The sequence below is a fragment of the Dysgonomonas mossii genome (genome assembly GCF_004569505.1).
Taxonomy (GTDB): Bacteria; Bacteroidota; Bacteroidia; order Bacteroidales; family Dysgonomonadaceae; genus Dysgonomonas.
Window position 1 is genome coordinate 54392 of record NZ_SPPK01000006.1, and the last position, 19796, is coordinate 74187.

Annotated in this window: 14 protein-coding genes and 1 pseudogene; 3 read left to right on the forward strand and 12 right to left on the reverse strand. The window is 37.6% G+C overall.

The genetic code is table 11. From position 1 onward, the window contains the following. Positions 1-10 precede the first annotated feature (10 nt). Both E4T88_RS15395 and E4T88_RS15400 read left to right on the forward strand, forming a co-directional pair. Positions 11-859, forward strand: a complete 849-nt coding sequence (locus E4T88_RS15395; RefSeq protein ID WP_135106997.1) for a hypothetical protein — start codon at positions 11-13, stop codon at positions 857-859. Positions 860-873: 14 nt separating this feature from the next. After that, positions 874-1740 (forward strand): hypothetical protein, encoded by an 867-nt coding sequence (locus E4T88_RS15400; protein ID WP_135106999.1) that lies wholly within the window; start codon positions 874-876, stop codon positions 1738-1740. A 260-nt stretch (positions 1741-2000) separates the two neighbouring features. Here E4T88_RS15400 and E4T88_RS15405 read toward each other — a convergent pair. From E4T88_RS15405 to E4T88_RS15435, 7 genes and pseudogenes are all read right to left on the reverse strand, one after another. After that, positions 2001-3860, reverse strand: a pseudogene (locus tag E4T88_RS15405) (S9 family peptidase). 198 nt (positions 3861-4058) lie between these two features. Further along, entirely contained in the window at positions 4059-6650 is a 2592-nt protein-coding gene (clpB, locus tag E4T88_RS15410) for an ATP-dependent chaperone ClpB (protein ID WP_135107001.1), read from the reverse strand. A gap of 188 nt (positions 6651-6838) precedes the next feature. Further along, positions 6839-7486: a DUF1349 domain-containing protein gene (locus E4T88_RS15415; protein ID WP_135107003.1), complete on the reverse strand. Its 648-nt coding sequence runs from the start codon at positions 7484-7486 to the stop codon at positions 6839-6841. Between the two features lie 4 nt (positions 7487-7490). After that, positions 7491-8270 carry an IclR family transcriptional regulator gene (locus E4T88_RS15420; RefSeq protein ID WP_135107005.1) on the reverse strand — a complete coding sequence of 260 codons (780 nt, stop codon included), beginning with the start codon at positions 8268-8270 and terminating at the stop codon, positions 7491-7493. Positions 8271-8435: 165 nt separating this feature from the next. Next, on the reverse strand, positions 8436-9245 hold the full coding sequence (gene nagB / locus E4T88_RS15425; RefSeq protein WP_135107007.1) for a glucosamine-6-phosphate deaminase: 810 nt from the start codon (positions 9243-9245) through the stop codon (positions 8436-8438). A gap of 88 nt (positions 9246-9333) precedes the next feature. After that, a complete protein-coding gene (locus E4T88_RS15430) occupies positions 9334-11316 on the reverse strand; it encodes a glucosamine-6-phosphate deaminase (RefSeq protein ID WP_135107009.1) in 1983 nt (660 codons plus the stop codon). Between the two features lie 47 nt (positions 11317-11363). Further along, positions 11364-12188 (reverse strand): ROK family protein, encoded by an 825-nt coding sequence (locus E4T88_RS15435; RefSeq protein ID WP_135107011.1) that lies wholly within the window; start codon positions 12186-12188, stop codon positions 11364-11366. 444 nt (positions 12189-12632) lie between these two features. Between E4T88_RS15435 and recG the strand changes: the two genes are divergently transcribed. Beyond that, positions 12633-14729, forward strand: coding sequence for an ATP-dependent DNA helicase RecG (gene recG, locus E4T88_RS15440; RefSeq protein ID WP_135107013.1), 2097 nt, complete (start codon positions 12633-12635; stop codon positions 14727-14729). Here recG and E4T88_RS15445 read toward each other — a convergent pair. The 5 genes from E4T88_RS15445 to tsaB form a co-directional block, all read right to left on the reverse strand. Continuing rightward, the gene (locus E4T88_RS15445; RefSeq protein ID WP_135107015.1) at positions 14726-16024 is read right to left on the reverse strand and encodes a tetratricopeptide repeat protein; all 1299 of its coding nucleotides are present in this window, start codon (positions 16022-16024) and stop codon (positions 14726-14728) included. The two genes, recG and E4T88_RS15445, sit on opposite strands and share 4 nt — an antisense overlap. 81 nt (positions 16025-16105) lie before the next feature. Further along, entirely contained in the window at positions 16106-17680 is a 1575-nt protein-coding gene (locus tag E4T88_RS15450; RefSeq protein WP_228093966.1) for a M56 family metallopeptidase, read from the reverse strand. A gap of 179 nt (positions 17681-17859) precedes the next feature. Then, positions 17860-18222, reverse strand: a complete 363-nt coding sequence (locus tag E4T88_RS15455) for a BlaI/MecI/CopY family transcriptional regulator (protein ID WP_135107019.1) — start codon at positions 18220-18222, stop codon at positions 17860-17862. A 148-nt stretch (positions 18223-18370) separates the two neighbouring features. Further along, entirely contained in the window at positions 18371-18796 is a 426-nt protein-coding gene (locus E4T88_RS15460; protein WP_135107021.1) for a hypothetical protein, read from the reverse strand. Between the two features lie 132 nt (positions 18797-18928). Further along, entirely contained in the window at positions 18929-19630 is a 702-nt protein-coding gene (gene tsaB / locus E4T88_RS15465; protein WP_135107023.1) for a tRNA (adenosine(37)-N6)-threonylcarbamoyltransferase complex dimerization subunit type 1 TsaB, read from the reverse strand. Between the last annotated feature and the right edge of the window lie 166 nt (positions 19631-19796).

Below are 19796 nucleotides of genomic sequence, written 5' to 3' on the forward strand. Positions count from 1 at the left end.
GCAAAACTTAATGAAAAAAGCAATCTGTACATTTGGTAGCTATTACTTAACAGAAGGCTTTCCCCGCTTCAGAAGCATGGCTGAAAGTATGGATATCTTTGATGATATATATACTGTCTGTGAAAAAGATTTAGATGCAAACTTTTACAAAAAATGGGGACGATACCTGATCCCATACTCCAGAGGTTTTGGATATTGGTGTTGGAAACCCTATTTCATACTCAAGATATTGGAGAAAATGGAGGAGGGGGATATACTTCTCTATTCAGACATTGGCTGTTATTTTAATCCCAAAGGCAAAGAACGACTCTTAGAGTATTATGATATTGTAGAAAAAACTCCAACAGGAATACTTGGAGTAAAGAGCCAAGAGGTCAGCTACAACGGCATGCCCGAAACTCTTTATTATGAATATGAATGGACAAAGGGCGATCTGTTTGAATATTATGGTGTATATAACGATAAGGCTTATACACATACACCTCAATTTGAATCTACTATTATTTTTTTCAAAAAGAGCCCTGTTGTGATGCAGTTTGTTAGAGACTGGTATCAGGCATATCTCGATGATTATAGTCTTGCTACAGATTCACCGTCACGAATCCCTAACTTACCCGGATTTAAAGAAAACAGGCACGATCAAAGTATTTATTCTATCCTTGCCAAAAAGTATGGGATAGCAGAAATTTCCACAAACGAAATATTTCAACGAGACTGGAATCTTCTCGAAAAATATCCCATACAAGCTCGCAGAGATAAATATTACCCAAGCAGATATCACTACAAACATCGCTTTAGGTTAAGAAAGCTTTATAGCAGATGGTGGAGAGTAAAATATTGGTTCAAAGATAGATTATAATTAGACATCCTTGCATGAAAAAAGTATTATGTACATTTGGTAATACATTATTAGCTCCGGGATTTCCTCAGTTTGTACAAAATGCCGAAGCGATGGGAGTATTCGACGAAATATATACATATACCGAAAAAGACCTAAGTAAAGATTTCAGGAAGAAATGGGGTCGATATATGTATCCTTATTCAAAAGGATATGGCTACTGGTGTTGGAAACCACCTTTGATAAAGAAGACTCTCGACATGATGAATGATGGTGACATTTTGCTCTATACAGATGTAGGATGCTACCTAAACCCGAATGGGAAAGAACGCCTGACGGAATATTATGACATAGTAGAAAAAAGCCCTTCAGGAATGTTAGGTTTCAGAAGTTTTGAGAAAAACTATAACGGTATGCCGGAAGGTCTACGATTTGAATCTGAATGGACTAAAGGTGACATTTTTGATTACTTTGGCGTCAGAGACAATACAGAAGTAACGCAAACAACCCAATATGAGGCAGGGATCATATTTATAAAAAAAGGACCTGTGTCAACTGCCTTTGTCAACGAATGGGTGAAAGTTATTGATGATGATTTCAGTCTTATTACAGATGCTCCTTCGAGAAGTCCTAACTTAAAAGGATTTCAAGAGAACCGTCACGACCAAAGCATATATTCAATGCTAGCAAAAAAATATAAAATAGAAGCAGTCTCAACAAACGAACTGATTCCTTTGGGAGAGGTAATGGATTGGTCTATCATAGATAAGTATCCGATACAAGCTCGCCGAAATGTTTACTACAAAAGTATGCGTCATTACAATCGCCGTTTTCAATTGCGAAAACTATACGGAATGTGGTGGAAGTTTAAATACTTTTTCAAGGATTTATTTAGATTCTAACCTTTATGGACAAAAGACTTTACCTACTTAAACAAAAGCAATCTACATTTTACATTATTATTAAGTTTTTATAGGAATATCCTCATTAGTCACAAAAAGAGTTTTATTGAGAAAATATAAAAGAACTGTTTGGAGTGTATTACCCTTGTCTCTTTATCATGTTGAACGAAGTGAAACATCTCGATTATAAAAAGAGATTCTTCGTTACACTCAGAATGACATAGCTATACAGTCCAAACAGTTCTATATATAATTAAATATTACTTACCAATATGCGCTGACAAGAAGCTTTCCATTGCACGGTAGAAATCGAAACGATTCTCTTCATTGTGGAAACCATGACCTTCATTGTCTTTTACCATATATTGGGTTTCAACACCTCTTTTCTTCAATGCCTCAACCATCTGATCCGATTCGTCTTTATTTACACGTGGGTCATTTGCACCTTGCGCTACAAACAACGGTGCTTTAATCTTATCTACGTGGAATACAGGTGAAGCACTTTCCAATAATTCTTTATCGGCAATAGGATCTCCCACCATTTCGTGCATCATATCCAACATTGGTTTCCAATATGGAGGAATCGTTTTCAGGAAAGTAAATAAATTAGATACACCCACATAGTCAATTCCACAAGCGTAAAGATCAGGAGTAAATGTTAGTCCGGCAAGTGTTGCATATCCACCATAACTACCTCCGTAGATGGCAATTTTAGCAGGATCTGCTATCCCTTTCTTTTTCAGCCATTCCACACCATCGGTGATATCATCCTGCATTGTTTTTCCCCACTGTTTGAACGATATTTCCCAGAACTTTTTACCAAATCCGGTAGATCCACGGAAATTCACTTGGAATACAGCATACCCTTTATTGGCTAAGAATTGTACCTCCGGATTAAAGCCCCAACTATCACGTGCCCACGGGCCACCATGCGGATTAACCACTACAGGCAGATTTTTTGCTGTCTCCAAAGTATATCCTTTCGGTAGAGTCAGGTAACCTTCTATCGTTAAACCATCACGTGTAGTATACTTCACACAATTCATTTCGGCCATATTGTTTTCATCGATTCAAGGATAAATATCTGCTATATGAGTCAGTTCATCTTTCTTTACATCATAGAGATAATATCCTCCGGGGGTTTTATCGTTATATGTACGAACAATCAGCATATCTTCATCTTTATTTTGGCTGCTAACGCTAATAGGTTTTCCTGATACTTTTGCTGTTACTTTATCGAAAATAGCTTTCAAATCATTATCGAAGAAATGACGCTTTGCTCCTTCATGAGCCTGATAAGATGCAGCCTGTAATTTCTTATATTTTCGAGAATATGAAATCCCTGACAGATCATAAGTATCATTTTCGTACAAAACTTCGACTTCTTTAGCCGTTTGCGGATCAAATATTACGACAGCTTCTTTATCTCTGCCAATGTTAGAAGTAGCATACAACTTCTGATTATCTGGAGTAAAGTAATAAGGGCTTATGCTTTCTTTAAAACTTGTAGTTATAAGTGTTCTGAATGGATCACTTTCTTTATCGCGATACAATAAACTTTGATTTACACCATCAAGTGCGATTGCTATACGCAATTTCCCATCGTGGTCTGTCATCCAGCCTTGAATATTTCCGGGATTCTCAGCTAACATTGTCAGCTCTCCGGTCTCGATATTTAGCCTGTACGGATCAAACACCTGTGGATTTCTTTTATTGAGACCAATAATAACTTCGCTCTCTATCTCAGGCAGATCGTCAATAATAGTAGTACGTACCTTCTCAAAAGCTGTAAGAGGAAGAAGGTTACTTCCATCAGCGTTTACCCCATATAGCTGAAAGTTTTCATCGCCTCCTGTATCTTTGAGGAACAAAATGCGATTATTATTTCCCCAAAAGTAACCGGCAATATCTCTTTCTGTTTCAGAAGTTAATCTTACAGGAGTATTGTCACCTACTTTTTGTACAAAAATATTCATACGTCCCTCATAAGGCGCTGTAAAAGAAAAATATTTTCCATCCGGCGATATCTGATAAGATGACTTTTCAGGGTTTCTGAAAAAATCTTCTAAAGGGATGTTGGGAGCTTGACTAAAAACGCTCATCGAAGCAAATAAAAACATCAACATAAGGATGTTTGAGATAAATGATTTCCTTTTCATAATCTATTAAATTTAAAACTCTATTTATATATTAGTCGTAATAAGGTGAAAATAATCACATAAAGTATCAAAGCATACGAATGAGCTCAAAAATATTTAAATAAAAAAGGGTAGCTGAATAAATCAAACTACCCCTCAAAAAATATGTATTCACTATACTTAATTCTTAAAATCTAACTCTCCATCTCTCATATCAATTATAATAGACTTCGATTTATCTATAGTACCGGCAAGCAACTGTCTCGACAGCGGGTCTAACACCATTCGCTGAATAACCCTTTTTACAGGACGTGCGCCAAACTCTGGGTCGAATCCCATTTGAGAAATCCAATTGACTGCTTCATCTTCGAATTTGAGATCAACACCATTTCCTTTCAGCATGCGGACAACGCCATCGAGCTGAATACGAACCACCTGCTCTATCTCTTTCAAAGTTAATGGCTCGAACATGATTATCTCGTCAATACGATTCAGAAATTCAGGACGAATATTAACTTTCAACATATTGAGAACTTCCTTCTTGGTTCTTTCTACTACCTCATCATGATTCTTTGGCGTAATACCTGCAAAGTTTTCACGAATCAGTGGAGATCCCATATTGGATGTCATAATGATAATCGTATTCTTAAAGTTTACCACTCGCCCTTTATTATCTGTCAACCGTCCATCATCAAGCACTTGCAACAGTATATTAAACACGTCGGGATGCGCTTTTTCTATCTCATCGAAAAGAACGACTGAATAGGGTTTACGGCGGATAGCCTCGGTAAGTTGACCTCCTTCGTCATAACCTACATATCCCGGAGGTGCTCCTATAAGACGAGTAGCACTGAATTTCTCCTGATATTCGCTCATGTCTATACGTGTCATCATATTCTCATCATCGAACAAGAACTCCGCTAAGGCTTTTGCCAGTTCAGTTTTACCGACACCTGTTGTACCCAAGAATATAAACGAACCTATCGGACGTTTCGGGTCTTGCAACCCTGCACGACTACGGCGAATAGCATTGGATACGGCAGAGATAGCCTCATCCTGACCAACAACCCTTCTGTGTAGCTCTTCTTCTAGGTTTAATAACTTATCCTTTTCACTCTGAAGCATCTTGTTCACAGGTATACCTGTCCAGCGAGAAACAACATCTGCAATATCAAAAGAATCGACCTCTTCCTTTACCATTGCCTGATTGCCTTGCATGTCATGCAATTGAGATTGGAGTTGAGCAATGCCTGTTTCCAGTTCTTTTATTTTGCCGTAACGTAATTCTGCGACTTTACCATAGTCACCCTCACGCTCTGCTTTTTCAGCCTCAAACTTAGCATTCTCAATATCTATTTTATTCTGCTGTATCTTGTTAATGACTTCTTTTTCTGATTGCCATTTTGCTTTAAGTTCTGTTTCCTCTTCTTTGAGTTTACTGATCTCTTTAGTCAGTTCAGCTTCTTTCTGATTGTCATTTTCTCGACGGATAGCTTCTCGTTCAATCTCTAGTTGCTTGATACGACGGCTCTTTTCGTCAAGCTCTTCGGGAACAGAATCCACTTCCATTCGCAATTTGGCAGCTGCTTCATCCATCAGGTCAATTGCCTTATCAGGTAAGAAACGATCTGTAATGTAACGACTCGAAAGCTGAACAGCTGCAACAATAGCCTCATCTTTGATACGTACCTTATGGTGATTTTCATATTTCTCTTTCAAGCCACGCAGGATAGATATTGCATCCACTTCGCTTGGTTCATCTACCATCACTATCTGGAAACGGCGTTCGAGTGCTTTATCTTTCTCAAAATATTTCTGATATTCGTCCAAAGTGGTAGCTCCTATCGAACGCAGTTCTCCACGGGCTAAGGCTGGCTTCAAAATATTGGCTGCGTCCATAGCACCTTCGCTCTTACCGGCTCCTACCAGAGTATGTATTTCGTCGATGAAAAGAATAATCTCCCCTTCCGATTTTGTCACTTCGTTTACTACCGATTTGAGACGCTCTTCGAATTCTCCTTTGTACTTAGCTCCTGCAATCAGAGCACCCATATCCAAAGAATAGATTTGTTTGCTTTTTAAATTTTCGGGCACATCACCACGAACAATACGATGAGCAAGACCTTCTGCAATAGCTGTTTTTCCTGTACCGGGTTCACCGATAAGTATTGGGTTATTCTTTGTCCTACGACTCAGAATCTGAAGTACCCGACGGATTTCTTCATCACGACCAATCACGGGATCAAGTTTCCCGTCTTTTGCTCTTTGAGTCAGATTGATAGCATATTTTTCCAAAGACTGATATGTATCTTCTGCACTTTGGCTATTTACGTTACTACCTTTACGCAATTCACTTATAGCTTGCTGCAATTCATTTTCCGAAACTCCCGCATCTTTCAAGATCTGCGATGCCGAACTTTTAGTAGCTAAAATGCCTAACAGCAAATGCTCGATAGATACATATTGATCTCCCATTTTCTTAGCATAATCCATTGCTTTGTCTAAAGCTGAATTACTTTCGCGGCTTAAGTATGCTTCGCCCCCACCCGATACTTTCGGAAAAGAGTCTATTTCTTTATTAAGCACAGAAGTAATATACGCCGGATTAGCTCCAAGCTTTTGAAAAAGAAAATTCACAACATTCTCACCACTCATAATCACTCCAAGTAGAATATGAGCAGGCTCGATAGCTTGCTGTCCTTTCTCTTTCGTTATCTCAATTGCTTTTTGAACAGCCTCTTGAGATTTGATTGTAAAATTGTTGAAATTCATATTTTTGGTTTCTTTATTTCGTTTATTATATATTGCATTTATATTCTATCGTTCAAATTACTTGCCAAACAACAATAATGACAAAATGGCAGCAATCAACTTTATGCCTGATAACGAACAGAATATAAAAAAAGAGACTATCCCTGAAGGATAGCCTCTCATATCATGTATTCTACTTTTACTGACGGTTATTTATTATTTTCTAGCCACTTCAGTCTCCTTTGATCAGGTAAATGAGTCACCTTAAAGTTTTCGAATTTAGCCTCAAAACCATTACCATCAGGACTGGCAGCCATCAAACCTACCATTACCGGAGTATTATCTTGCAGATAAGCATTACGCATCATAGTATATGTTTTATCATCGAAAGAATAAAAGACTTCAACTGCATCAATACGTCTTACAGCTTTAATCCATACATAAGATATTTTTTTATCCAATTCAATAACGCTCCAGTCGCTGGTCTTATGAGTTACCACAGTACTTAAATTATACTTTCCATCTACAAATTCGATCCCTGTCTTGATGTAGTTTTCGTGATCTATACGAAGCATCAAGCCCATTTGATCGAAACGAGCTTTGTAATCTCCCGTAATTTTTACTTTCACCTCAAACTCTCCTCCATATGTCGTATAATAAAAAGGAGCATCATCGACAGTAAACCCATAGTGAGATATACGCCAATAATCACTCTGAGGTGTTACAAACATACTTAATGTTTTATTTTTCACTTCCCATTTTTCAGGTTCATTGAACCATTGCATTTTTTCTAAACTCTGTGCTGAAGCAAATTGGGCTAATACTACAGCAAATAAACTAACTGCGACTTTTTTCATTTTTCTATCTTGTTTTTAATTTACGATTATATCCTATATTACGAGATATTTCCAATCCCGTATCCCTGATCTGGAGTCCTATATTTTTCACTTTTTCTTTGGGTAAGCGTCCTGCCGGACCCGAAGTCCATATACAGGCTATTGCATTTCCTTTTTCATCAAAGATGGGGGCTGCAATGCAATGCACACCTTCTACTGTTTCGTTCAGATCTATTGCATATCCCTCCTGAATTATCTTATTCAATTCTTTCTCCAATTGTTCTTTATCTGTTATCGTATATTCATTCAAAGCCTCAAAGCGTATCTCCGAAAGTTTTTCCTTTTGTTTCTTCCCCGACATAAAAGCCAGTAATACTTTCCCCGGAGCAGTAGAATGAAGATTGAAGCGCATCCCTTGCTGTAAAATGAACACAAAGTCAAGATTCCCCTGCACTTGCTTCAATAAAACCACTTCTGAATCAACAAGTGTTCCTATCATGACCGATTCTCCGACATTATCACGCAAACGCTTCATATATTCTTCCGACATCTCAATGATATCGTAGCTACTCACAGCTTTAAGTCCGAGCAAAAGTAATTTTCGGGAAAGGAAATAACGAAAGTTACCGGGTTCTCGCCCTATATAACCGATCTCGAGAAGATTTGTCGCTATTTTATAAATGGAGGATTTTGGATAATCGAGAAGCCCAACAATTTCTTGCAAAGTCAGTCCTTGAGGATGCTCCGACAAAAGCTCAAGCAACTCCATCGACTTGGTTATCATCGATACATTCCTATTTTCCATTCAATCTATATTTATACACAAAAACAACAAATAATACACATATATAGATTCAATCCATATATAAGGATAAATATATAAATTTTGAATAAATATCAAAAGCTTATTCAATAAAAAAAGCTGCATACAAAGATGTACACAGCTTACATATCGTTTATACTGTAAAAATTAAAGGAGGCTATCCGGATTTAAGTTTACAGCTTCAATATCTTTAAAGTAATTGTATGTTCCTACTTTTAGTTCATAAGTTGCCATCTCGTCGCAAACAATAATTCCTTTTGGATGCAATTGTAAAGCCGTGATAGTCCACATCTGGTTGATAGAACCTTCTACCACCTGAGCCAAAGCACGGGCTTTGTTATGACCATTCACCATGATTAGCACTTCTTTAGCATCAAGAATTGTTCCTACACCAACAGTGACTGATGTTTTTGGCACCTTGTTGACATCGTTATCAAAAAAGCGTGAGTTCGCAATAATTGTATCCTGTGTCAGCGTTTTAATACGAGTACGAGAAGACAAAGAAGATCCCGGCTCATTAAAAGCAATATGACCATCTGCACCAATCCCACCCAAGAACAAATCAACACCGCCTACTGCCTTCATTTTAGCTTCGTAAGCCGCACACTCAGCCTCTAGGTCTGATGCATTACCATTGAGCATATTTACATTTGCCGGATTGATATCTATATGGCTGAAAAAATTACTCCACATAAAAGTATGGTAACTCTGCGGGTGATCTTTCGGTAAACCCACATACTCATCCATGTTGAAAGTGACAATATGCTGAAAGGAAACTCTCTTTTCCTGATAATGCTTTATCAACGCTTTATACATACCCATAGGCGAAGAACCGGTAGGCAATCCTAACACAAAAGGTTTTTCAGCAGTTGGATTTGCAGCCTTAATCTTAGAAACTACATAGTTTGCCGCCCATTGCGAAAGTAAATCGTAATCTGGTTGAATAATTAATCTCATGATTATTAAATCTTAAATATGTTAGTTTATAAAAAACAAAGCAAACCCTTTAGTACAATATACTAAAAGGTTTGTCTTCGTAATGATATTATAAAGGATGATATTCTACAAAAGCTTCAATAGCTTCGTATGATGCCAATCCTAACTGTCGGTACAATTCGGCTGTAGCACGGTTTCTGTCTTCGGAACGTTGCCAGAAAAGACGCTCATCGTTGCCCAAGAACGGAGCACTCTCCATTTGCGACTGATGTTTCAATATTGCATTTCTTTTCTTACGAAGTTCTTCGGGTGAGATAGGCACAGCCATTTCAATATGGTCAATTTCCCACTCGGCCCAAGCACCACGATACATCCATATACGACATTCTTTGAGCCACTCTGCACCCTTTAGCTCGTCAATAGCAGCAAGTATAGCATCAAGACACACTTTGTGAGTTCCATGTGGGTCGGCCAAGTCACCTGCAACAAATATCTGATGAGGTTGTACGCTTACCAAATAGTTTTTCACAATTTCTACATCTGCTTCTGAAATCGGATTTTTCTTCACACGGCCGGTTTCATAAAATGGAAGATCTAAGAATGTAACGTTTTCAGGTTGCACTCCTACATAACGGCAAGCTGTTGTAGCTTCCTGACGGCGAATATGCCCTTTCATGAAAAGAATGTCTGCGGTATCAACATCACCTTCTTTTTTATCTTGCAACAAAAACTGCAAAACATCAGCATATTTTTTCTTCAATACCTCATTATTGGCATCGTATTTATTTCTCACATCTTCTAAGAAAGAAACATAACGAACTACTTCTTCATCGCCTACCGCAATATTACCCGATGTCTGGTATGCCACATGCACATCGTGCTTCTGGTCAACAAGACGTTTGAATGTTCCTCCCATAGAGATTACATCATCATCGGGATGCGGGCTGAAAACGATTACTTTTTTTGGATACGGAGTTGCTCGTTCAGGACGATTAGTATCGTCAGCATTTGGTTTACCTCCGGGCCAACCGGTAATTGTATGTTGAAGATCGTTAAATATCTTGATATTTACATTGTAAGCAGAACCGTATAGCGCTAACAACTCTTCGAGGCTATTATCTTGATAATCTTTATTGGTTAATTTCAAGATCGGTTTATTCACTTTGAAACAAAGCCAAACAATAGCTCTGCGAATCATTTTGCTAGTCCACTCGCAGCTTGTTACCAACCATGGTTGGTTTATACGAGTCAGACTAAATGCCGCATTCAGGTCGATATGCACAGTTGTATTTGGATGAGCTTGCAAACATGAAGCAGGAACGGACTCAGAAACCGGGCCCTCTACCACATCTTTTATACTTTTTGCTTTATCCTCACCCCAAGCGATAAGAGCTATCTCCCGAGCTCTCATAATAGTAGATATCCCCATCGTTACTGCACTAGGTGGAACCTGCTCTAATGATCCGAATGTGTTTATAGCTTCTTTTCTCGACTGCTGATCCAACAAGACTAAGCGAGTATTTGAATTCATACTCGATCCGGCAATGTTTATTCCGATATTACCGGCACGGCCTAATCCCAATAACAAATAATCAATTCCTCCAACGTTTTGTATAGTCTGTTCGTAGGCTTTACAATAGTTCAATATTTCTTCTTTGCGTACTTGTCCATCAGGAGAATATACATTGTTCAGATCAATATCTATATAATCCAAGAAAGACTCTTTCAGTAGTTTCAAATTACCACTAGACTGAGGTGCAAGGGGATAAAACTCGTAGATATTGAATATTACAACATCTTTGAAGCTTAGTCCGTCTTCTTTATGCAAACGTATCAGCTCTTGATAAATAGTTTGAGGTGAATGTCCTCCGGGAAGTGCCAAAACAAACTTTTGTCCGGCAATAGTTTTGTTTTTAATCTTATGCGCAATATCTCTAGCGATGCTTAGTGAAGCCTCTACTGAAGATTCATATATTTGGGTGGGTACTTTCTCGAAACGAGTTAAAGCAGAAAGCTCAAATTCATTTTCGGGACGATAATATCGTGGTGACACCCGATCTAATACGATTTGCGAACTTAAATCCAATCTCATGTTAAAAATTTATTAATGGTTCTATTGTAAATATTTATTATAAAAAATCAAACAACTAAAGCAGCTGCTCCAAGTAGGTATATATCTTCTTTACGAGATAGTAGTATCTTCATTCTCTTTATTGTCTCAGGATAAGGAAAGGTCGTAATCACATCAAACATCTTCTCGGAAAACAGCTGATATCCTGCCGAGAGCCCACCCCCTAGTATTATAGCTTGCGGATCGTAAGTAAACAAGATAGCATTTATCAGTTTGCCGATATGCTTACCAAATTCTTCCCACAGTAAAATCATCTGTGTATCTCCAACCAAAGCCATGTTTAAAGCATCACGACCGGAAATATTGTTACGATCAAAAAATTTGCGACTACAATAATATTCATAATCGGCATCGAGATAAGGAAGACTCCCTATTTCTCCTGCGCCGGTATTATTTCCGTTATACAATACGTCATTGATGATAATTCCGGCTCCTACCCCGGTACCGAGAGTTACACAAACAATATTCCGGTAAGCTGTGCCTTCTCCATAATAACGCTCGCCGAAAGCAAAACAGTTAGACTCGTTATTTACAAAAACAGGAATTCTGAATTCTTTTTCCAGAATATCTTTCAGGTAGACTCTTTTCCATGATGGAATATTTACAGCATTATACACAATTCCCTGTTCTGCATCAACAACGGAAGGCACTCCAATGCCAATCCCTCTAATATTTGAGTTCATTATCTTGCGGATCATATCACACAAGTTAGCAAGGATCGCTTCTTCTGACTCAGCAGCATTCGTAGGAGCTTCTATTTTTTTATATATCTGCCCGCCATCAACCACTGCCATACGGATTTTTGATCCACCTATATCTATTCCGATTCTCATAATAAACTACATGCGCCTGTTATGTTATTATAATGCAATTACACAATTAATGTTCATTCATGTGATCATCGCCAAAGCTGCCGGACATCCTTATTCTACTCATTTTTCATAATAAATCGTCAGGTAATACAAATATACAGAGCATTCTAAGAATATCTATTAGCACAAATGTTAATTAACATTTACTTTCGTTATTATTTAAATATGACATCATATGAGACTAAAAATAAACGAATAAGCTTTGCGATTTTAACTTTCACTCCTTTTAATTTAATTTTTTTAATAAAAATTTCATCCTTTATTAAAACAAGGCAAATTAAACATTATCCTCCCAACAGGCAATAACAACCTCCTCTTGATCGCAAAACATTTTTATTTATTATCTTCGTAGAACAAAAATAACAGAAAGCTAACTTTATTTGAATTTAGGCATTAAACCGAAAGATGACAGATTCTTTTCAGACGGACATAAAATATCTGGCAGGAGTAGGCCCCAAGAAGGCCGAAATACTCAACAAGGAAATAAATGTATTTTCGGTTGAAGACTTACTATATTATTTCCCCTACAAATATATAGACCGCAGCCGTATCTATTTTATACACGAGATAGACGGCAATATGCCATATATACAAATAAGAGGAAGAATTACAGCTTTTGAGACATTCGGTGAAGGCAGAAAAAAAAGACTCGTAGCACATTTTACGGATGGCACAGGATTTATTGATCTGGTATGGTTTCAAGGAGCAAAGTTCATTACGGATAAATATAAAGTGAACTTACCCTATATTGTTTTTGGGAAACCTACTCTTTTTGGAGACAAATTTAATATTCCACATCCCGATATTGACCCATATATCAGCGAAGAAGAACGCCCTACAGGCTTGATGCCTTATTATAACACAACAGAGAAAATGAAAAACCATTATCTGAACTCAAAAGCAATTCAGAAAATAATGGCAGCCGCATTTTCTTCAGTTGTAAGAAGCTTACCCGAAACGCTACCGGACAGCATCATCAACGAAGCACGCTTGATGGGGTTAAAAAGTGCTATGCGCAACATCCATTTTCCGGAAAGTACAACATTGTTACGAGAAGCACAATACAGATTAAAGTTTGAGGAATTATTCTATATTCAGCTAAATATTCTAAGATATACCGCCGATAGAAAGTCAAAGTTAAAAGGATTCGTTTTTTCTAAGGTAGGCGATTACCTCAATAGGTTTTATGATGAAAACCTCCCCTTTCCCTTGACCAATGCGCAAAAACGAATCATAAAAGAGATCAGGCAAGATATGGCTACCGGCGAACAAATGAATCGCTTACTGCAAGGAGATGTTGGTAGCGGAAAGACGCTTGTAGCACTTATGCTTATGTTAATTGCACTGGACAACAACTTCCAAGCAGCTCTGATGGCTCCAACGGAAATATTGGCAACCCAGCATTACCAAACAATCACAGAAGCATTAGCAGGGCTTGATGTAAATGTAGAATTACTAACAGGCTCAACAAAAAAATCGGATAGAGAACGCATACACAATGCTCTATTGACGGGAGACCTTCAAATATTAATTGGCACACATGCCCTTATAGAAGACACCGTACAATTTTCAAACTTAGGCTTAGTGGTTATTGACGAGCAACATCGCTTTGGTGTAGCACAACGAGCCAAGCTGTGGTCGAAAAATGTAAACCCGCCACATATCTTAGTAATGACTGCCACCCCTATTCCCCGCACGCTGGCAATGACCATATATGGCGATTTGGACGTATCGGTAATAGACGAGCTTCCACCGGGACGCAAGCCCATACAAACAATTCATCAGTATGACAAAAAGCGAGGGGCTTTATACGAGTCCATTCGCAGGCAACTGCAAGAGGGAAGACAGGTATACATAGTGTATCCACTGATAGAAGAAAGTGAAAAGCTCGACCTCAAAAATCTTGAAGAGGGATTTGAGCATATAAAAGAAATCTTCCCCGAGTATACGGTCTGCAAGGTTCATGGCAAAATGAAACCCAAAGAAAAAGATGCAGAAATGCAACGCTTTGTAACCAATGAGGCTCAGATAATGGTAGCAACTACCGTTATTGAAGTGGGTGTAAATGTACCAAACGCATCCGTTATGGTAATAGAATCGGCTCAACGCTTCGGGCTATCACAGCTGCACCAATTACGAGGACGTGTTGGTCGTGGAGCAGACCAATCATATTGTATTCTGGTGACGCCTTACGAGCTATCAGCCGACACGCGGAAGCGTATCGACATAATGGTAGAAAGCAATGACGGCTTTGAAATAGCCGAAGCCGACCTAAAGCTAAGAGGCCCGGGCGATCTGGAAGGAACTCAACAAAGCGGTATCCCTTTCAATCTGCGGATAGCAAACCTTGTACGAGACGGGGAGATACTGCAATATGCACGTGAAGTCGCCCAGAAAGTACTGGATGAAGATCCGCAAATGGAGAAACCTGACAGCTTATTACTAAAGAGACAATTACGCAAACTAGGTGGTAACAAGTACAACTGGGGCTTGATCAGCTAATTAACAGACATCGCTTTTGTTAATTCTTTGATATGTTCATCTAAATATTTCAGTCGCTTCTTCGTATCGTCAACATTTTCATTCGTTTCATTTTTTCTTATCAGACCTTCTAGGTATTCGTTCAAATCCTTTCTATAATTCTGATAGTATATAAGAGCGTTCGAACTATCTTTTACTTGATTTTCGTACAATTGACCTATCGCAAAATTTATTGTCATTTTCTGATTGGTTCCGGCATATATCAATGCCTTTTTATATGCTTCCACAGCATCTTCGAAAAGAGAGCCCTTATCATAAGCCGATGCCAATCCTTTATAATAAAGATATAAAGTCAGATCAGACGGAATTGTCCTATCCAACAACTTCCGAAACAAGGGAATTGCCTTTTTATGATCTGCTAATTCGTTCGAACTTACAGCAAGGCAATAGAGCACATTATTATTTGTAGTATCCTGGCGAAATGCTTTGTCTAAAAAAATCTCAGCTTCGTAATTCTCCCTCAATGAATAGTAAGAAATTCCAAGACTACGATTAACAATAAGCGAGGAATCACCGGCTTCATAACACTTCTTAAATCGGGAGATCGTTTCCTCATAATCATCCATCACATAATACGTCAACGCATTCAGCAAATTCATCTGCTGATCGGTGCTGTCTTTTTCAAGATATGCTGTAGAGTGAGCTAAAGCCTCTAGGCTACGACCAGCCTTTAAACATAGGTTAACAAGACTTGCCGCAGAATAACTATCAGAGGGATTAGTATCCCATGCCGCTTTGAAGTAAACCATAGCACTATCAGCTTGATTCATCTTCTCAAAACACTGAGCTATCTGAGTTAAAGTGTTGGGAGAATTATTCCGACCGTATATCTCTTTAAACAAGCACAACGCTTTTTCATACTTCGTCTGCTGGAATAGCAGCTCAGCCTTTTGTATCTTATAATATAAGTTCGTTGAATCCAAACGAATCAGATCATCATAACAATCTATCCCAGCCTGCCTCCGTCCTGTTATCGCAAAGCAATTTGCCAATTCAGATTTAACCCGAACATTTTCGGGATTATCGGTAGATAGTCTTTGTAAAATATCGATCGATTTCAAATAATTCCCCAAAGCTTTATGGCACATCGCTTCCTGAAACTGTAGATACGCCGAAGGTTCTTTATCGGAAATATACTCCAACGCTTTTTGGTATTGAAAATTTTGAATGTAAGCTTCCAGTTCATTCTCTACAGTTTGAGAAAACAAAACAGAATGTACAATTAAAAAAGAAAGGAGCATCAAGGTCTTTTTCATAAATTATCTTTTGCAATTCAAGATTAATAGAGGTAGGCTATTTATCACCCAGCCTCTATATAATCTTGAGAAAAAAATCTGCTATTTCTTTGTTGTATTTACTACAGTATCTTTTTTAAGTCTATATACAATCGGCAATGTGAAATACACAGGTACAGCTATTCCATTCTGCTTGCCAGGCGTCCAGTTTGGCATAGATTGTATCATTCTCACTGCCTCTGCATCACATTCAGGATCGATACCTCTAATAACTCTTACATCTGAGATCTCTCCTGTTTTACCCACTATGAAGCGAACAGTTACACGCCCCTGTACACCTGCTTTTTGTGCAGATTCAGGATATTTCAGATTATCTGCTACAAACTTCTGCATTGCCGACTCCCCTCCGGGAAACACCGGCATATCCTCCACGGTAATGAAAGGGTGATCTACTGATGGTTCAGCACCACCTTCTTTCAATGTAATTTCTTTCAATGTAACGCCTTCTTTTTTAGGAGTTCCATATCCGACGGCAACCATAACATCTTTATCTTTTTCTCCCTCCGAAAAAATTTTCTTACTGCCTGATATTTTGAATATCAAAGGTAATGTATAGTACACATCAACAGCTTTTCCATTTTGCTTTCCGGGAATCCATTTAGGCATAGCCTTCACTATACGGACTACTTCTTCATCCAAAGACGGATAAACACCTCTTATAACCTCTATATCTGTAATATCGCCTGTACTTCTTATAACATAACGCACAATGACACGTCCTTCCACACCTTTCTCCTGAGCTTCAACAGGATATTTCAAATTTTGCCCAATAAACCTTTGCTGAGCATTCAGTCCTCCCGGAAATTCAGGCATTTTGTCTACAGTCACATATACATCCCCTTTTTTCTGAGGCACTTGCTGTCCGTCATTAACAAAAGGTATCGTTATCATATCAGCTATATCCGGCGAAGCCTGCACAGCATTTCCTAATAGCAAAACAAAAACAACCGGAACAAGCAATAAATATTTAGTTGCTTTACCTAGCGATGTCCTATTTTTATTCATCATGGTAATTCGTTTTTTTAATTGTGACACATTAAAATTGTTTATAATTGGTATACCGGTATTTACGTTTGATACTTGCAATAATATATATTGATATTCTTTGGGACTGAATCCTTCCTTCAAGACCCCCTCATCCGCTAGATATTCAAGATTTATTTTTATTTCCTTTTTCAAAAGCCAGACAAAAGGATTCCACCAGAAGAATACACACAAGACTTCGGCTAGTAATACATCTACAGAGTGTGATTGCCTGACATGAACCATCTCATGGGCTATAATTTCTTTCAATTTTTCCTCTCCATCAATTTGGGAGCCGATAAAAATCCATCTGAAAAAGGAGAAAGGCGAAACGTTCCTGTCTTTTATTTTTACAATACAACATGTATCCAATTTTTCAGAGTCATGACTGACCTTCAACTTTAGTATACAAAATAATTGCATTATAAATCGTAGTGCATAAATCAGAGATACTGCTCCTATTGCAAATAAAGCAATCAGTTTCCAATCAATCACCGAAACCTGTTGTTCGGGCATTGCCGATACCTCTATTTGCGAAAGCCAATATGCCGGTATCTGAACAGGAACCTCTTCTTTAGCCGTCACTTCAATCATCAAAAAAGGAAATAGCAATGAAAAAGCGATTGAAAAAAGAAAATAAAACCTCCTCAGGCGGAAAAAAGTATCCTTTCTGAGCAACAAAATATATAAGCCATAAAATAAAGCCAATGATATAGAAGCTTTAATCAAATAAGGTATAATTGTGTGTTCCATGGCGTTAACAATTAAATGATTTACTCTTTTCCTTTTTCTATCATTTTCACTATTTCTTGCAACTCTTCAGGGGATATCTTTTCTTCTTTCACAAAGAACGAGACCAACTCTTTATACGAGTTTTCGAAATAACTCTTCACCACATTCGACATAAAAGCCTTCTTATAATCATCTTCGGCTACTTTCGGAGTATAAACCCACACATTTCCATATTTCTTAGAGTTCAAATAATCCTTTTGCTCCAGATTACGAACAATAGAAGCAACGGTAGTGTAAGGCGGCTTTGGGTCGTCCATTTCATTTAGAATGTCTTTTACTACACACTCTTTTAATTGCCAAATATGAAGCATTACCGCTTCCTCCTGATGGGTTAACTTTTCCATTATTATAAACTTTACGTAAATCTACTATTTTTTCGTAAATATAGATGTTATTTTTTACAATACAAATATTTAGAAAGATTTTTTATGAAATAAAGAGAGAAACGTGAGAATGTCGGATTTCTCTATCGATAAAAGCTAAATCTGCTTATTACTTTTTCAACCAAAGTTCAGTTACCTTTAAAAATCCTCCGCTGGGTATGTAATAATAAAAAGCAGACGTACTAGGCCCATAAGTTAATCCTGAGAAGATTATCATCTTACCTACATTATTCTTATTAAATTCTGTACTACAACTTGAATATTCTTTACCATCAATACCTTTTACAACAATAATATCCAAAACAGCAGTTCCACTTTTAATTTTTTTCAGGACAATCTGACCTTTCACTTGCGTTAACTCTCCCTGAAGAGCTTGCCCTGAAGAGATACAATCCTCACCAGAAATATCAGCAGATAATTGAACCTGCTCACAATCTGCTATTTCATAATTAAAATCAAGATCCGAATCATCACTACAAGCAGTTACTAGAATAAGCGACAATGCGCTAAAAAGAAATAATATAAGCTTTTTCATATTTTAAGAAGTAGGTTAATTATATAATATATGATGCAAAAAAGCTTCAGAATGTTGCTTGTATGCACAAAAAAAAGAATAGCTATCACAAAACTGATACCATACAAATAAGAAAACAACTCATATAAAGGATTATTTCCCCGACAAAACCTTGTTTTTAGGTGTAGTCGCTACAAATTCTTTGAGATAGAATGGCTCAAAATAAGCAACGTCTACAAATGATTTTTCTTCATAGGCTTTCTCTGCTAATGTCACCATATTTGCGGCCTTCGGATATACGTTATCTATAAATTGAGCATTCGCATGCGACAAGACGTTTTTACATTTGTCTGCGCCATTGCCGAAAAAGGCTATCTTATTTTCATTCAGAATGTCAGCAAAAGAATTTTCGTCTATAATATCAGCAGATATTTCTTTTTTCAAGTTTAAGTCAAAGTCAAACAAGGCATCATAAACCTCCATTCTACGGGCATCTATCATCGGACAAAGAAGAATTGACCGATCAATCACGTCTGATTTTACAACCCCATAAGCCATCAATTCTAATGTATTAATTGCAATCAGAGGAATATTCAATCCATAGCAAAGACCTTTTGCCTCAGACACTCCGATACGAAGCCCTGTATAAGAGCCCGGTCCGCAACTGACAGCAACGGCGTCTAACGACATATTCTCCAATCTCAAAAATTGGACTGCTTCATTTACATATTCTCCGAGGAGAACAGCGTGGGAAGGACCTTCTATATTTTCTTTTTCAAATATTATTTCACCTCGGTTAGAGACAGCTACTGAGCATACTTCTGTAGAAGTTTCTATACTTAAAATACAAGACATTATATTTTCATTTTTACAGGATGTAAAATTACACAAAATCTTGATAATTAAATTTTATTCATACTTTATCTAATATCTAATATCCATACTTTTTTGTACATTTGAGTAGTTTTAACAGATATACAGATAAAAATTAACAACAAACGGTTGTTATAGATATTAAGAA